The organism is Pseudomonas sp. PD9R, from assembly GCF_019200975.1.
In the GTDB taxonomy this organism is placed as follows: domain Bacteria; phylum Pseudomonadota; class Gammaproteobacteria; order Pseudomonadales; family Pseudomonadaceae; genus Aquipseudomonas.
This window is the reverse complement of the sequence record NZ_JAHTMR010000007.1, coordinates 21,490-37,198: the sequence shown is the minus strand read 5'-3', so window position 1 is coordinate 37,198 and position 15,709 is coordinate 21,490. Positions and strand designations below refer to the sequence as shown.

Here is a 15,709-nt window from a genome sequence, read left to right as displayed (position 1 = left end):
GTCAGCCCATGAGCCGCAAACAGCAATTGCTCAAACGCCATCGACGTAACAAACGCATCGGCCTGTTGATCGCGCTGATGCTGTTGATTGTCATCGGTGTGCTAGTGGCCTGGTGGTTGCCGTTGGTGCTCGCGGTTCTGGGCTGGATTGCTCACGAGGCGTGGTTTGCCGACCATCTGTTCTATTCACCCAAAGACGATTACCAATACAGCTTTGCGCCGTACACCCCGCAACCCAAGGTGCATCTGAGCGGTGAGCGTTTGCGCCTGGATGACGGTGTCATGCTGGTCGACGACGCGACGCTGGTGCTGGCGCTGCGGGTTAAAAGTACCTGGTTGGGGCGCTTTATCGACCCGGTGGTCGAATTGTCGGGTGGCGAAAACCCGGACCGGCAAACCTTCGAACGCGGTGTGAACGGCTTGAGATATCTCAATCTGAGTGGTCAGGCGCAGGTGTTGTCGCGCGGTGAGCTGCGTTTGCGCGGGTGGTTCTGCCGGTTGCTCGGCGAACCTGTGCTGTGGGCTTTCGAACATCCTGACTACCGCCGTCAGCGGGTGATGGTGATTGCGCCCCATGCCGATGATGCCGAGCTGGCCGCGTATGGTCTGTACAGCCAGGCCGATGAGGCGTGGATCGTCACGCTCACCGCGGGTGAGATCGAAGCCGAACACTACCAGCAGATTGGCCTGAGCAAGGTCGAGGCGGCGCGTTTGAAAGGCCGTTTGCGGGCCTGGGACAGTATTGCCGTGCCGCGCTGGGCCGGGGTACCCGAAACCCATTGCGTGCAGCTGGGTTATTTCTGCATGCAACTGGCGGCCATGCAGGCGTCGCCGGCTCAACCGATGGGTTCGCGGGAAGCGGATCTGAGCGACACCCGATTGTTCCGCCATTTGAATCCCTTTGCACTGCCAGGCGACACGGACGGCTCACCGACCTGGAACAATCTGCTGGCCGATCTTCGCGAGCTGATATTGCGGGCGCGCCCCGAAGTCATTGTGTTGCCGCACCCGACACTCGATCCGCACCCGGACCATATTTGTGCCCGCCAAGCGATCCTTGAGGCGCTTCGAGGACTGGCGTGGCAGCCGACCACCGTACTCGGTTATGCCAACCACCTGCACGATAATGATCGCTGGCCGATGGGGGATGCAGGTCAAGGCATTGCATTGCCGCCGGCCTTCGATTCGTCCGTGTCGATGCAGCCCTTTTGCCTGCCAATACCTTTGGCGCTTCAGCGCGATAAAGCCATGGCGCTGGGCATGATGCATGACTTGCAGCCGCCGATGCCGTTCAAGCGTCGATTGCGCCGGTTGATACAGTGGCTCCTGGCCAGTAGAGTGCCGTCCATCTATGGAGAGAATGAGTTCTTTCGCAAGGCGGTCAGACGCCAAGAGTTGTTCTGGCTTCTGAAGCATGATGAAACATCTGTGAAGCAGAATTGACGTGTCGCGCCGCCTAAGATGGCGGCGTTTTGAGCATTTACAGGTGAGTTTCTGTGATCAATCCGTGCCCGCGTATCTTGTTCCTGATGCCTTATTTCGGTCGCTGGCCATTCTGGATGCCGTTTTTTCTGGAAAGTTGTCGCCGCAATCCTGACATCGACTGGTTGCTGTTCAGTGATTGTGGGGTTCCGGAAAATCTGCCGCCCAACGTCACCGTCGAGTGCATGATGTTCAGTGATTATTGCGGGATAGTGTCCCAGCGGCTGAATATCGACTTTGCGCCAAAAGAAGCTTACAAGCTGTGCGACATCCGGCCCGCATTTGGTCATATTCATGCCGATCGCCTGGAAGGCTATGATTTCTGGGGCTTCGGCGATCTGGATCTTGTGTATGGCGATTTGCGCAGTTACTTCACTGCGGATCGACTGGCCTCTTTCGACCTGTTCTCCACCCATGAACGGCGAGTAGCAGGTCATCTTTGCCTGATTCGAAACACCTCCCGCAAGCGCGAGTTGTTCAGGCAGATCAAGGACTGGGAAGCGCGGTTCGTCGATCAGAAGCACCATGCGCTGGACGAGGGAGCATTCAGTCGAATTTTTCTCTGGCGCAAGAATTTTCCGCAGCCCCTGTTCAAACTGGTTGGCAAGTTCAACCCGTGGCGTCGACGCAGCGAGTTCACCGAGGCATTCAGCACGCCCGGCGGTTGCATCAAGTGGCATGACGGCACGGTAAATTTCCCGCTTAAATGGTATTGGCGAGAAACCTGTGTGACAAATGATCGCGATGGCGATCGCCGGTTTCCGTATTTCCACTTTGCTTGCTGGAAGCGCAACGAGTGGTCACGGTTGCCCGAACCCGATCCGGCCGAGGTCAGGCGCATCGCCGCTGAACCGGCCTGGGTTATCGATGCGACTGGTTTTCACCGGGGAGAGTTATGAGTCAACGATCAAAGGTTCTGCAATTGCAGCCTGACTACAACGTCAAGGCTCATGATTTTGCTGACCTCGCGGAGCAGATCGTCAAGGCCCTGCCCAGCGATCGCTATGAAGTGACTGCTGCGTTTTTGAGGGGTAAGCCCGGGCCTGGCGAGGCGGTGAGTCGTGCCGACCGCTCGGTGTATTTCGAGTTTTCCGACAAGTCTCTCAAAGGCATGCGCCTGCGTGCCATGTGGCGGCTGTATCAGTTCTGTCGCAAAGAAAAGTTCGATGTGGTGATCTGCAATCGTTTCAAACCAGTGAACATGATGCTGACGCTCAATCGCTGGTTGAAGGTGCCGCTGTGCATCGGTATTTCCCACGGCTTTGGCGAGTACGACCGTTTTTATCGGCGCCGCCAGACTCAGCGTCTGATCGACCGGCACTGGCGGTTTGTCGGTGTGTCGCCGGCGGTCAAGCAGTACCTGCTGGAGTGTGACTGCGGCTTCACCGACCAGAATACCTACGCCATTACCAACGCCATCGACATCGAACAGGCCGAAGGTCTGCAGCACAGCCGCGAGCGTGCCCGCGAGCTGTTAGGCATCGACCCGTCGGTACGCTTGATTGGTGCATTGGGCCGGTTGGTGCCGGTCAAGGGGCACACTTATCTGTTGCAGGCGTTCGCCGCCCTCAAGGACAAGTATCCAGCAACCCAGTTGGCGATTATCGGTGCCGGACGCGAAGAGTCGCGCCTGGCTGCCGAGATCGAGCGCCTGGGTTTGAGCGGCCGCGCGCATTTGCTCGGGTTCAAGGAGAACGCCTTGCAATATGTTCGCGCGTTTGACATCTGGACCATGCCATCGCTGGCTGAAGGCCTTGGCCTGGCGCTGCTCGAAGGCATGAGCGGGCATCTGCCGGTGATTGCTTCGAACGTGCCGGCCATGCTGCCGTTGATTCAGGGCGCGGGCGGTCTGGCGATTACGCCAAAGGATGTGCCGAGCCTGGTCGCGGCACTGGATAATTACCTGGGCCTGTCAGACGAAGCGCTCAAGGCCAAGGGTGAACAGGCCTATCGTTATCTGCAGGAACAACATGATATCGAGGTGTTCCGCCAGGAATACCTGAATCTGATCGATTCTGGTTTGAGCCAGGCCGCAAAGGAACAACCATGAGCGACACGCAACCTCTCGTAACGGTCATCATTGCCTCCTATAACCACGGTCGTTATATCGAGGACAGCATTCTCAGCGTGCTCAACCAGAGCTACAGGAACATCGAGTTGCTGGTGGTCGATGATGGCTCCAGCGATGACAGTGTCGAGCGGATCAACGTTTTGCAGGCGCAACACGGTTTTGATTTCCGGGTCCAGCAGAACCAGGGGCTGACGAACACCCTCAACGGTGCGATTGCCCGTTCCAGTGGAAGCCTGATCGTACCGTTCGGTTCCGACGACATCATGCTGCCGGAGCGCATTGCCATCCAGGTCGAGTACATGGATGGCAAGCCGGAAGTCGGGATTTGCGCCGGCAACATCGAACTGATCGACGCCGACGGCAACCTTTACCCGGAAAAGCGCCAGCGCCGCGATGTACCGTTCCGCCGGCTGGACTTTGATGACATGTTCCTGGAGCGCAAGCCCTATCCGCCGGCGCCGACGCTGATGATTCGCCGCGAAGCACTGGACAAGGTGGGCGGGTTCGACCCGAACATTCGTCTGGAGGACTTGCTGATCGAACTGAAAGTGACCCGTGCCGGCTACTTCATCGATGGCCTGAATGTGCTGATGGCGCGTTATCGCAAGCACGCCACCAACTCCTACAAAAACCACCGCTTCATGATCGACAACATCCTGCGTTCCTACGCGCTCTTCAGCGACCACCCGCTGTACGACGAGGTGCGCTACAAGTTCCTGAGCTCCATGTTCCTGAAAACCGCCAACCGCGATCGCAAGCTGGCGCGGGAACTGCTGACGCAGATCCCGTTCAAGGCGTGGAACAAGAAGACATGGCGTGGCCTGGGTCGCTTGTATTTCTCCCCGTTGGAAAAAGACTGAGCCAAGGGTTACAGCCGTAAAAAAGGCCGTTCAACGTTGTTGAATGGCCTTTTCTGCGTGTTTTTTCTGACCTTTCCTTTTCTGGCGTAACCACTGCAGGGTTTGCTTGCCTGCATTGATGCCTGGCTTCTCGATATACAGGAAGGTCACGCTGCTGATAATGATCAGCAGGCAACTGCACAACGCAAGCAGTGGCAGGAAAATCCAGCTTTCCCGGGCGTCCAACTGTAATAGCGGCGGCAGTCGCTGCACCAGTACCCAGATCAGAAACCCGTGCAGCAAGTAAGTGCTGTAGCTGATCTCGCCGAGCCAGCGGATGCTGCGCGGTTTAAGGGCTCCGAACAGAGGGTTTCCGGATGCCACGACCACGAAAAACCCGGACATCAACAGTATCGGTCCCAGACTGAAGGCGCGGTTGAATGCCGTGAATGCAATGGCCAGCGCCAGCAAGGCGATCAGCCCCGCCAGAGGTGTTTTGCCCCAGGCCGCCAGCTGCGGCCGGCGAATCCAGTACGCCGCCGCGATGCCGCCGAGGAAACTGGCCAGGAAGTGTTTCTTTAGCGAGTGCTCCCAGCCGACTACCTGGTAAAGGACGTAGATACCGATCAGGCACAGCACGGTCTGGATCCAGTTGCCGCGATAAATGAAAATCATGGCGGTCAGTGGCAGGGCCAGATAGAAGAACACTTCGTAGCCGAGGGTCCAGGTGACGTTGGCGATCAACATGCCAGTTTGCGGGTACTGATTGACGTCTGGCCTGTCGAAGGTCAGCCAGGACAGAATCTGGCCGATGAACTCAATGCCAGGCTCTTTGAGCTCCCAGTTCTGCAGGTAGAACACCGTTACGAAAACGATCGCCATCAATGGCAGGTAGAGCGGGTAAAGGCGAAATATCCGCGATACCGCAAATGCCAGCCAGTCGTGCCGCCGGCCCAGGGTGAGCAACCGGTCCCAGAACAGAAAACCGGTAATCATGAAAAACAGCGCGACGCTACCCTGGCCAAGCTGTGAGTAGAAATTGCTCGGCGGAAAACCAAACTCACCGGTACTTAGAAAGAACCAGGTAATGATTGAGTGGTGAATGAACACACCGAACGCCAGATACCCGCGCAGGCCATCAATGCTCGCAAAACGGCTTTCGCCAGAGTGCTCCAGATGGCGGGCTATTTTCGGGATTAGGCGCAGCAAAAGTGCGGCGGTCACGATGGCAAGCAGGTAGGCTGCCAGCGCAATAAGCGGGTTGGTTTCAGTCATCAGTGAGCCCGAGCCGGGGAACCCCCGGCCAGCACTTGCCTGTGCAGATTATCCACGTCGGATTTTGATGCCGCCGCAGCGTATCCCTTGAGTAACGCCTCGAAATGTTCCTCGAACAGCCAGCGCCGATCCACCGTGTAGCGCTGCATATGACGCAGATTGCGCCGTCGCAGGGAGGGGCTTAATGACGACGGGTAAATGCGCATGTCGGCCAGATCGATCAGGCCGAACTCACCATCATCCAACACCAGCACGTTGCCCAGGTGGAGTGAGCGGAAGTACACGCCTTGCTCATGCAGTTGCGCCATGAATTTGCCGAACCGCTCCACCAATGCCTGACGAACCGCTGGAGCGGTAATGCCTTGCAAGACCTGGCGCAGAGTATGGCCTGGCAACGGTGAGTAGTGCACGGCGGTGCTGCCGTCTTCGAACCGGTAAAGATTGAGAATTTCCGGGGTCGGGATGCCCACATTGCGCAACTGCAGGCTATTCAAGGCAAAGCGTTCGGAATACGGATTGAAGCTGCCTGAGGTGTACCAGCGGCGGTGGCGAAACAGCTTGAGGAAAGAGCCTTCAATCAGGCGCAAGACTTTCGGGCCCAAACCATCTTCTTCGATGACTTGGGCGTTGGCGGTCAGCTGTTGCAGGTCGCTCGACGTCATCGTCTTGATCGGCATCGCAAGCAGGCGTTTTGCCCGTTGATTGATGCTTAACGCGGCAATCAGTGCCAAAGGAATCCACAGCAGGAACCAGTGCTCCTTGGGGCGGGAGATAATGCCGCCACCTTCGGTCAGGCCTGCACCGATGCCGAATGCCAGCCAGGCTGAAGCGATGATAAACAGTGGTTGTACACGATTGCGCCAGCCAATCAGCAAGCCACGGCCCAGGAAGAATAGCCATGGCAACAACCCGACAATGCCTACGTAATAAAGAACGCCGAGGGCAAAGCTGTGGGGCTCTTGAAGGGTATAACCGATGCCGGGGTCGAGGGTCAGATCGGCGTTATAACCATGGCCGATCCACGGATGGTCGGCAATTTGTTTCAGCGCCAACTGCCAGATTTCCAGGCGATAGGAATCGCCCCGTCCATTGAGCATCTGCGAAAACAGCACGGTAGTCGTCGCACTTGTAGCGAGAAATGCGCCAAACAGTACCACCGAGCGCCGGCTCCCGCAGATTATGCTCAACCACAACGCGGTCAGTGAAAGAGCTACCAGTGGCGTCCTGGAGCCCGTAGCGATCACAGCGGCGAACATGATCACTATCGCCGGGATGCTCAGCCAAAGTATCTGGCGACGCTTGCAGGTCATGCTCAAACTGAGCCAGTAGGCGCAGAAAAAGCCGAACACATGAGAACTGAGCAATGGATTGTCAAAGGCGCCGACACCGATCATGCGCATGCCGGGTTCGTAGATGCGGGTGAACATGTAAAGGTTGTAGATCGAGGCAATCAACGCCACGGTCGCGGCGCAAAACAGCAGCGGCTGGATAATCTCGCTGCGATAGCGCACCAGCAGGTAGCAGCCGACAAACAGCAGTAGCGTATGCAAAGGTGGTTTGAGCTGGCCACTGATGCTGTCGTTACCTGGCCCCCAGCACAGACTGAGCAATGCCCAGGCCGCGAACAGCAACACCGCGATGATGATCGGCTCGTTCAACAGTTCTTTGGTCATTCGCGGGCGCAAGCACAATGCGATCAGCGCGGGAATGCTGAACAGGCCGTAGAAAAGTTTGTGATGCAGGCTGCGTCCAGGAAGGAAAAACAGAGAACAGAGCAGCAATAAATAGCCGAGCGGAAGGATCCACAGACAAATGAGATCGAAAACTCGATTGAAGGGTTTGTTCAGACCATTTAATTGCATGCTGTGTAATTCATTCCGAGTTGAACGACCATTTTAAGGCTGGGGTTGCTGAATGTGTGTTTCGGGGCGCCACAATAACAGTCTTTATGCGATTGCCAGAACCCTGAAGAAGCTGTGCTAAAGTCAGCGTCCTTTTTATCGACATTCGCGTGATATGACCGACTCCAGTCTCTCCGCAAGCCCATCGAGCTTGAAAATCTACTTACGCCTGCTCGGCTATGTCCGGCCGTACATCAGTCTTTTCCTGATCAGCATCGTCGGATTTCTGATTTTCGCTTCGACGCAGCCAATGCTGGGCTACATCCTCAAGTACTTCGTCGATGGCCTGTCCAATCCCGAGGCAGTGCTGTTTCCGACCGTGCCATACCTGCGTGATTTGCAATTGTTGCAGGCGGTGCCGTTGCTGATCATTCTGATCGCGGCGTGGCAGGGGTTGGGGTCGTATCTGGGCAACTACTTCCTGGCCAAGGTTTCCCTGGGGTTGGTCCATGACTTGCGAGTCCAGTTGTTCAACAACCTGCTGGTGTTGCCTAACCGGTACTTCGACAAGCATAACTCGGGGCATTTGATTTCACGTATCACCTTCAACGTGACCATGGTCACGGGGGCGGCCACAGATGCGATCAAGGTCGTAATCCGTGAAGGCATGACAGTGATCTTCCTGTTCGCCTCGTTGCTGTTCATGAATTGGCGCCTGACGCTGGTCATGGTCGCCATCCTGCCGCTGATCGCGGTCATGGTGCGCACCGCGAGCAAGAAATTCCGCAAGCAGAGCAAGAAAATCCAGTTGGCCATGGGCGACGTGACACACGTGGCATCGGAAACGATCCAGGGCTATCGCGTCGTTCGCAGTTTCGGTGGTGAGGTCTATGAAGAAAAACGCTTCTTCGACGCCAGCCAGAGCAACACCGACAAGCAACTGCGCATGACCCGCACCGGTGCCATCTATACGCCCATGCTGCAACTGGTGATCTACACCGCGATGGCCGTGTTGATGTTCCTGGTGCTGTTCCTGCGCGGTGATGCGTCCGCCGGTGACATGGTTGCCTACATCACGCTGGCCGGCCTGTTGCCCAAGCCGATCCGCCAATTGTCCGAGGTCAGCTCGACCATCCAGAAGGGTGTGGCGGGTGCCGAGAGCATCTTCGAGCAGCTGGATGTCGAACCCGAAGTCGACACGGGCACCATCGAGCGTGATGTCGTCAGCGGTCGTCTGGACGTGCGCAATCTCAGCTTCACTTACCCTGAAACCGAGCGTCAGGTACTCAATGACATCAGTTTCTCGGCAGAACCCGGACAAATGGTGGCGCTGGTGGGGCGTTCGGGCAGTGGCAAGTCAACCCTGGCCAACCTGATTCCGCGTTTCTATCACCACGACAAGGGTGAAATCCTCATCGATGGCGTTGAAGTGGAGGAATACAAGCTGCTGAACCTGCGCAAGCACATCGCCCAGGTGACTCAGCATGTGACGCTGTTCAGCGACACCGTGGCCAACAACATTGCCTACGGCGACCTGGCCGGTGCCCCTCGTGAAGATATCGAAAAAGCCGCCAGAGACGCCTACGCGATGGACTTCATCGAGCAACTGCCTCAAGGGCTTGATACTCAGGTCGGCGAGAACGGTGTGTTGCTGTCCGGTGGCCAGCGCCAGCGTCTGGCGATTGCCCGCGCGCTGCTGAAGAATGCTCCGTTGCTGATTCTTGACGAGGCTACCTCGGCACTCGATACCGAGTCCGAGCGGCATATTCAAGCGGCGCTGGACCAGGTCATGAAAGGGCGTACTACGCTGGTGATTGCCCACCGCTTGTCGACTATCGAGAAGGCCGACCTGATCCTGGTCATGGACCAGGGGAAAATCGTCGAGCGTGGTACCCACGCGCAGTTGCTGGCGCAAAACGGCTATTACTCACGCTTGAATGCGATGGGCCTCGACGCCCCGGCCGAAGACATCGCCTGATATCCACAGGAGGGTGGGCAGCGCTCACCCTCCTTGTACACCGAGCGTGCAATGCGCCCGGTGGTATGTATCCAGGTCTTTACGTTTCTTGACCAAACCGGAATAAATCTCGGCAACGCGCTTGTTAAGGTTCCGCAACGAATTTTGACTTCAATCGAAGGGGTCATCCCTTTCGCGCGGGTGCCGCAATGCTGCAACGTTATCTTTGGAAGCTATTGCCCAAGTCGCAACGGCATTTCTTGCTGGGTCGACTGTCGGTCGTGGATCGACAGGTCGTTAACAAGTCGATGTCAGCCAATCTGCGTTTTCCCCAACCTTTCGCCCAGCGTTCCTGCCTCTTCATCCATGTTCCCAAATGCGCCGGCAGCAGTGTCTGTGCCGCGCTGTTCGATCGCTGGCGGCCGGGGCACTTGCCGTTGTACTGGTACGAACAGCAATTCCCCGAGCAGTTTGCCAACAGTTTCAAATTTACCTTTGTCCGCGACCCGCTGGAGCGGGCGTACTCGGCCTACGCTTTCCTGCGTGGCAACGAATTGGGTCGGCGCGATCATTCAGCGCAAAAACTGGTTAGCCATTACCGCGACTTCGACGATTTTGTCGCGCGTTGGCTGCACCCCGAGACGATTCAACGGCAACTGCATTTCGCCGCGCAGACGGATTTCCTCACCGACTCTTTGGGGCACCTGGCACTGGATTTCATTGGCTATCAGGAGCAACTGGAGCGGGATTTTCGACTGGTTTGCGAGCAGATAGGGCACGAGGTCCTACTGCCCCATCTCAATAGTTCACAGCAGCGGCGTCCGATGGTCGCCCGTGATTTCTGCTCGACCCGTACCCGTCGCCTGGTACGGCGGGTGTACCAGCGCGATTACGAGATGCTCGGTTATGAATAAAGCGCCGTCGATTTCGGCTTCCCGGATCAAGCCCTATGCGTTATCGCTTTCGAGCTGCGCCCGTGCATTACTCAAGTCGCAGCGACCTCGTTGTCTCTGGTTGACGGGTTTGTCCGGGGCGGGGAAGTCGACGCTGGCCAATGCTCTGGAGCTGCAACTCAATCAGCTTGGGTTGCACACCTTTGTACTCGATGGCGACAACCTGCGCGCCGGGCTTTGCCGTGACCTGGGGATGAGCGCCGAGTGTCGTCGGGAAAACATCCGGCGCATGGCGCAAGTGTCGCGGTTGATGGTCGATGCCGGTCTGATTGTGATTGTCGCGGCGATTTCACCGTTTAGGGCCGAACGTGCGGCGGCGCGCCAGTTGTTCGCCGGGGGCGATTTTATTGAGGTCTACGTGAGCACGCCGTTCGCGATTTGCGCCCAGCGTGATCCCAAAGGGCTGTACCTGGCGGCCCGGCAGGGACGGATCAAGGATTTCACTGGTGTCGACAGCCCTTATGAGGCGCCACTGAATGCCGAGTGTGAAATTGATACCCAGGTGCTGGGCATGTCAGATGCCTGCCAGCGGCTATCGGGGTTTCTGGTCAAAAAATAAGCAGAAAACCCTGGCGAAAGATCACGTTGCAGCCGTCACACAAGCCTGTGCCAACCCTGTGTTAATATCGCGCCCCTGTTCATTTTGTATGTGGGTTGCTCCATGAAGTTGTCCATGCCGCGATTCGATCAAGCCCCTGTCTTGGTGGTCGGCGATGTCATGCTCGACCGTTACTGGCATGGTGGTACCTCACGGATTTCCCCTGAGGCGCCAGTACCGGTAGTCAAAGTCGATCACATCGAGGACCGCCCGGGCGGTGCCGCCAACGTTGCGTTGAACATTGCCGCCCTCGGCGCGCCGGCCTCGCTGGTTGGCGTGACCGGTGACGATGAGGCCGCCGACAGCCTGGCCAATAGCCTCAAAGGCGCTGGTGTGCGGGCGTTGTTCCAACGCGTCCCTAACCAGCCGACCATCGTCAAGCTGCGGGTCATGAGCCGGCACCAGCAATTGCTGCGTATCGACTTCGAAGAACCGTTTGCCACCGATGCCTTGGCGTTGTCGGTGCAAGTCGACGAATTGCTCGAAGGCATCAAGGTGCTGGTGCTGTCCGACTACGGCAAAGGCGCGCTGAAAAACCATCAGGTACTGATTCAGGCCGCCCGTGCCCGTGGCATTCCGGTGTTGGCCGATCCCAAGGGCAAGGATTTTTCGATCTACCGTGGCGCGAGCCTGATCACGCCAAACCTCAGTGAATTCGAAACCATCGTCGGTGGTTGCGCCGATGAGCACGAGCTGGTGAGCAAGGGCGCGCAGTTGATGCACAACCTGGAGCTTGGCGCTTTGCTGGTGACCCGTGGCGAACATGGCATGACCTTGCTGCGCCCGGATCATCCGGCGTTGCACCTGCCGGCCCGCGCCCGTGAAGTGTTCGACGTGACCGGTGCCGGCGACACGGTGATTTCCACCCTGGCGGCGGCGATCGCTGCTGGCGAAGAGCTTCCCCACGCGGTGGGCCTGGCCAATCTGGCGGCCGGCATCGTGGTGGGCAAACTCGGTACGGCGGCCATCAGCGCGCCGGAACTGCGTCGCGCTATCCAGCGCGAAGAGGGTTCCGAGCGCGGCGTGCTGGGTCTTGAACAGCTGTTGTTGGCGGTCGACGATGCCCGTGCGCACAACGAGAGAATTGTCTTCACCAATGGCTGCTTCGACATTCTGCATGCCGGCCACGTGACTTACCTCGAACAGGCACGCGCGCAGGGCGATCGTCTGATCGTTGCGGTCAACGACGATGCGTCGGTCAGCCGCCTGAAAGGGCCGGGCCGGCCGATCAACAGCGTCGATCGGCGCATGGCTGTGCTGGCAGGTCTGGGTGCCGTGGATTGGGTGATCAGCTTCCCTGAAGGCACGCCGGAAAACCTGCTGCGCGAGGTCAAGCCGGACGTGCTGGTCAAGGGCGGGGATTACGGAATCGATCAGGTCGTCGGCGCAGACATCGTGACGGCTTACGGCGGTACTGTGAAAGTGCTGGGACTGGTGGCAAACAGCTCCACTACGGCGATTGTCGAGAAGATCCGCCAGTCCGAGTAAAGCCATAAAAGATCGCAGCCTTCGGCAGCTCCTACAGGGGTACACATAACTCTGTAGGAGCTGCCGCAGGCTGCGATCTTTTGCTTTAAGAGCTGACTTTTTTACGCGGCACGATTTTCTTCAGCAGCAGTTTCGCCTTCCCGCGCAACCGCGCCAAACCCGAATCCTTCCCCGGTGGCGTCAAGCCTTGCTGGCGCACCCAATCCTTCCAGCGAATCCGTTCATCCCTCACCAGCCAGCCCTCCTGTCGGGCAAAGCTTTCGGCCAAGTACAGGCCGCGAGTACTCGCCGGGTACAGTTGATCTTTCTTCAGGGTATAAAGCTCGGCCATCGGATGGCCATCCTGCAAGGGCATCAAGTACAGATCGGGGCGTTTGCGATCAAGGCGGGCCACCAGTTGATCGCCTTCCAGCCGTTCATCGACATGAAACAGGCTCAGGGATTTGGCTTCCTTGGGTACTTCCAGGCGCAAGTCATAGATCAGTTGCAGCGACGCCGTTGGCAAGTGCACATAGGCTCTTGGCCGTTCGATCAATTGCAGGTTGGCGCAGCGCACTGGTCGGGCCGAGCCGGACAGCGGCGACAGGCGAAACGGTAGCGCTTCGCGGTAATGCAGGGCCGAGGAGTAGGGCGCCGGCAGCCAGGTGTCATTGAAACGTCCGCCGAGCCAGCCTTCCGGGGTTTCCAGCAGGCATTCCTCGGCAATCTCCTGGATCGCCGTGTGCAGCGGCAGGTTCAGTTCATGCGCCGGCACATACCCGGAGATCAACTTGAGTACCACGTCACCACGGTCTTGCCGGCGTTGCCGCACCAGCACCCAGTAATCGCGATTCTGCCAATGCAGCGTCAGGCGTACCGAAACCCCGAGGTTGGCCAGCTCAAGAGAAAACCGCTCCGTGTCGGCGACGGTGACCGGGCGGCGGCGTTGCAGGATCTGGGAGAAATTAAGCGGTCTCCCGACGCTCTGGTAACTCAGGCCTTCGGGAGTCGCTTCGACGAATAACGGCAGGGTCTTGAAGTTGCTCGGGTTCTTTCTTATGAGCGTACGCGGCATGTCGGCTCCTGCTTAAGGCCGCGTGGGGCGGCATCAGTTGCTTCGTAGGACCTGGGCAACGGTCGCGACGTTGTGGGCGAGGTGCAGCGGATTGATGGTCCCGACAATAGCACTGGCCACACCCGGATGTTCAAACAACAACTCGAAACTGGCGCGCACCGGGTCCACGCCCGGGCTCAGGCACACGTGACCGCTGGCGAGGGCTTTTTTGACCAGAATGGCTTTGCCGTGAGCAGCAGCATAGTCAATGACGGGCTTCTCGGTCTGCTCGTTCAGATTGTAGGTGACCATCGCGCAATCACCTTGCTCCAGCGCCTTCAGGCCGCCGTCGACGGTTTTGCCGGAGAAGCCGAAGCCGCGAATCTTGCCTTCGGCCTTGAGCTCGGCGAGGGTCGCATAGACTTCGCAGTCGTTGAGGATCGCCAGGTCATTGCCGTCGGAATGCACCAGCACCAGGTCGATGAAATCTGTTTCCAGGCGTTGCAGGCTGCGCTCCACCGAGCGCCGGGTATGCGCAGCACTGAAGTCGTGGCGCGACTGGCCGTCTGCAAACTCTTCGCCGACCTTGCTGACAATCACCCAATCCTGACGCTGACCACGCAGCAACGGGCCGAGGCGCTCTTCGCTGCGACCGTAGGCCGGGGCAGTATCGATCAGGTTGATGCCCAGGTCGCGAGCGAGTTTGAGCAGCATGCGCGCTTCGTCATCGTCGGGAATCTGAAAGCCATTGGGGTATTTCACCCCTTGATCGCGGCCGAGTTTTACCGTACCCAGGCCCAGAGGCGATACCCGCAGGCCGGTACTGCCCAAGGGGCGATGCAAGTCGTGCAGAGTCGGTAGGCTCATGGCAGCAGTTGCTCCCAGGCCGGGACGGCCAGCGGCGGTTTTGGCAATTCGGGCAGCGGTGTCACCGGCCCCGGTTGGATGCCATCGCGGGCGAGGCTGGCGATCACGCGGTCGGCGAAGTCCGGTGCCAGGGCCAGTTTGGTCGGCCAGCCCACCAGCAATCGACCCTCTTCGGCAAGGAATGCGTTGTCAGGGCGCGTCAGGCCGGTTTGCAGCGGTTCGGCACGGTCCACGCGCAAGGTCGCCCATTGCACGGTGCTCAGGTCGATCCAGGGCAGCAACTGGCCGAGTTCTTTCTGCGCCGTGGCGATTTGTTCCGCCGGTTCACGGTTCACGCCTTCGGTCTCGGCGATATCGCCGCCCAGGTACCAGACCCATTGGCCGTCGGCGGCGGGGTGCGTGGTCACGGTAATGCGCGGTTTGGTGCCGCCGCCCAGGCAGTGGGCGTACAGCGGTTTAAGGCTTGGGCCTTTGGCAATGATCATGTGCAATGGCCGGCGTTGCATGGCGGGCTTGCTCAGCCCCAGCGCTTCGAGCAGCGCCGCTGTCCCGCCGCCAGCGCTCAAGACGATGCGCTGGGCGCGGATCTCGCGCTCGTCCACTTTCAGGCCGACCAGTACACCACCGTCCAGCAGCGGTTCGATTTTCTGACCGGCGAGCAAACCGTCACCGGCCAGTTCGGCCAGGCGCTGGATCAGGCTCGGCACGTCGATCACCAGTTCCGCGAGGCGATAGACCTTGCCTTTGAAACGCTTGTCTTGCAGGGCGGGCGGCAGTTGGTCGCCCGTGACCTGATCGACGCGACCGCGCACGGCTTTGCTGGCGAAGAAACTGGTGAGGTTGCCCGCGATGGTGCCGGGGGACCAAAGGTAGTGGGCCTCAGAGAGCAGGCGGACGCCGGACAAGTCCAGTTCACCGTCGCCGGCCAGGGCTTCACGCCAGCGGCGCGGCATGTCGGCGATGGCTTCCGAGGCGCCAGTCAGGGCACCGTGCAACGCGTACTTGGCGCCGCCGTGGATGATGCCTTGGGACTTCACGCTTTGCCCGCCGCCGAGGCTGGCGCTTTCCACCAGCACGGTCGAGAAACCCTGGCGGCGCAGTCGCGCATTCAGCCAGAGGCCGGCGACACCAGCGCCGACAATCAGAACGTCGGTGGAAATAACGGATGGCATGCGGCGACCTCAGGATTCAAGACGAGGGCGCAGTATACAGAGCTCAGACAGGAAAAAAGATCGCAGCCTTCGGCAGCTCCTACAGGGGATTGTGTTCCAAATGCAGGAGCTGCCGAAGGCCGCGATCTTTTCTT

General features: G+C 58.7%; 13 protein-coding genes. 8 read left to right on the top strand and 5 right to left on the bottom strand.

All coding sequences use genetic code 11. The features are described from left to right. The first annotated feature begins 8 nt into the window (after positions 1-8). Genes KUF73_RS15485 through KUF73_RS15470 form a run of 4 tightly spaced genes read left to right on the top strand, consistent with a single transcriptional unit; the run spans position 9 to position 4,412 of the window. Positions 9-1,442, top strand: coding sequence for a PIG-L deacetylase family protein (locus tag KUF73_RS15485; protein WP_218438944.1), 1,434 nt, complete (start codon positions 9-11; stop codon positions 1,440-1,442). Positions 1,443-1,495: 53 nt separating this feature from the next. Continuing rightward, on the top strand, positions 1,496-2,380 hold the full coding sequence (locus KUF73_RS15480; RefSeq protein ID WP_218438943.1) for a DUF6625 family protein: 885 nt from the start codon (positions 1,496-1,498) through the stop codon (positions 2,378-2,380). Then, complete coding sequence (locus tag KUF73_RS15475) at positions 2,377-3,531, top strand: glycosyltransferase family 4 protein (RefSeq protein WP_218438942.1); 1,155 nt, start codon at positions 2,377-2,379, stop codon at positions 3,529-3,531. Before KUF73_RS15480 ends, KUF73_RS15475 begins: the two co-directional genes overlap by 4 nt. Further along, positions 3,528-4,412 carry a glycosyltransferase gene (locus KUF73_RS15470; RefSeq protein ID WP_218438941.1) on the top strand — a complete coding sequence of 295 codons (885 nt, stop codon included), beginning with the start codon at positions 3,528-3,530 and terminating at the stop codon, positions 4,410-4,412. The genes KUF73_RS15475 and KUF73_RS15470 overlap by 4 nt, the downstream gene beginning before the upstream one ends. Before the next feature lie 30 nt (positions 4,413-4,442). On the opposite strand, the gene KUF73_RS15465 is transcribed toward KUF73_RS15470, so the two are convergent. After that, positions 4,443-5,666, bottom strand: coding sequence for an acyltransferase (locus tag KUF73_RS15465; protein WP_218438940.1), 1,224 nt, complete (start codon positions 5,664-5,666; stop codon positions 4,443-4,445). Beyond that, positions 5,666-7,528: an O-antigen ligase family protein gene (locus KUF73_RS15460; RefSeq protein WP_218438939.1), complete on the bottom strand. Its 1,863-nt coding sequence runs from the start codon at positions 7,526-7,528 to the stop codon at positions 5,666-5,668. The genes KUF73_RS15465 and KUF73_RS15460 overlap by 1 nt, the downstream gene beginning before the upstream one ends. Positions 7,529-7,682: 154 nt before the next feature. Between KUF73_RS15460 and msbA the strand changes: the two genes are divergently transcribed. From msbA to hldE, 4 genes are all read left to right on the top strand, one after another. After that, positions 7,683-9,485 (top strand): lipid A export permease/ATP-binding protein MsbA, encoded by a 1,803-nt coding sequence (msbA, locus tag KUF73_RS15455; protein WP_218438938.1) that lies wholly within the window; start codon positions 7,683-7,685, stop codon positions 9,483-9,485. Positions 9,486-9,673: 188 nt separating this feature from the next. Further along, on the top strand, positions 9,674-10,378 hold the full coding sequence (locus KUF73_RS15450) for a sulfotransferase family 2 domain-containing protein (RefSeq protein ID WP_218438937.1): 705 nt from the start codon (positions 9,674-9,676) through the stop codon (positions 10,376-10,378). Beyond that, complete coding sequence (cysC, locus tag KUF73_RS15445) at positions 10,371-10,976, top strand: adenylyl-sulfate kinase (RefSeq protein WP_218438936.1); 606 nt, start codon at positions 10,371-10,373, stop codon at positions 10,974-10,976. Before KUF73_RS15450 ends, cysC begins: the two co-directional genes overlap by 8 nt. Positions 10,977-11,078: 102 nt before the next feature. After that, positions 11,079-12,503: a bifunctional D-glycero-beta-D-manno-heptose-7-phosphate kinase/D-glycero-beta-D-manno-heptose 1-phosphate adenylyltransferase HldE gene (gene hldE / locus KUF73_RS15440; protein ID WP_218438935.1), complete on the top strand. Its 1,425-nt coding sequence runs from the start codon at positions 11,079-11,081 to the stop codon at positions 12,501-12,503. Between the two features lie 85 nt (positions 12,504-12,588). Here hldE and KUF73_RS15435 read toward each other — a convergent pair whose 3' ends face one another. The 3 genes from KUF73_RS15435 to KUF73_RS15425 are packed head-to-tail and all read right to left on the bottom strand — an operon-like array spanning position 12,589 to position 15,575. Next, complete coding sequence (locus KUF73_RS15435) at positions 12,589-13,557, bottom strand: metal ABC transporter ATPase (protein ID WP_218438934.1); 969 nt, start codon at positions 13,555-13,557, stop codon at positions 12,589-12,591. A gap of 33 nt (positions 13,558-13,590) precedes the next feature. Beyond that, a complete protein-coding gene (locus KUF73_RS15430; RefSeq protein WP_218438933.1) occupies positions 13,591-14,403 on the bottom strand; it encodes an aldo/keto reductase in 813 nt (270 codons plus the stop codon). Then, entirely contained in the window at positions 14,400-15,575 is a 1,176-nt protein-coding gene (locus tag KUF73_RS15425; protein ID WP_218438932.1) for an FAD-binding oxidoreductase, read from the bottom strand. Before KUF73_RS15425 ends, KUF73_RS15430 begins: the two co-directional genes overlap by 4 nt. Positions 15,576-15,709 lie beyond the last annotated feature (134 nt).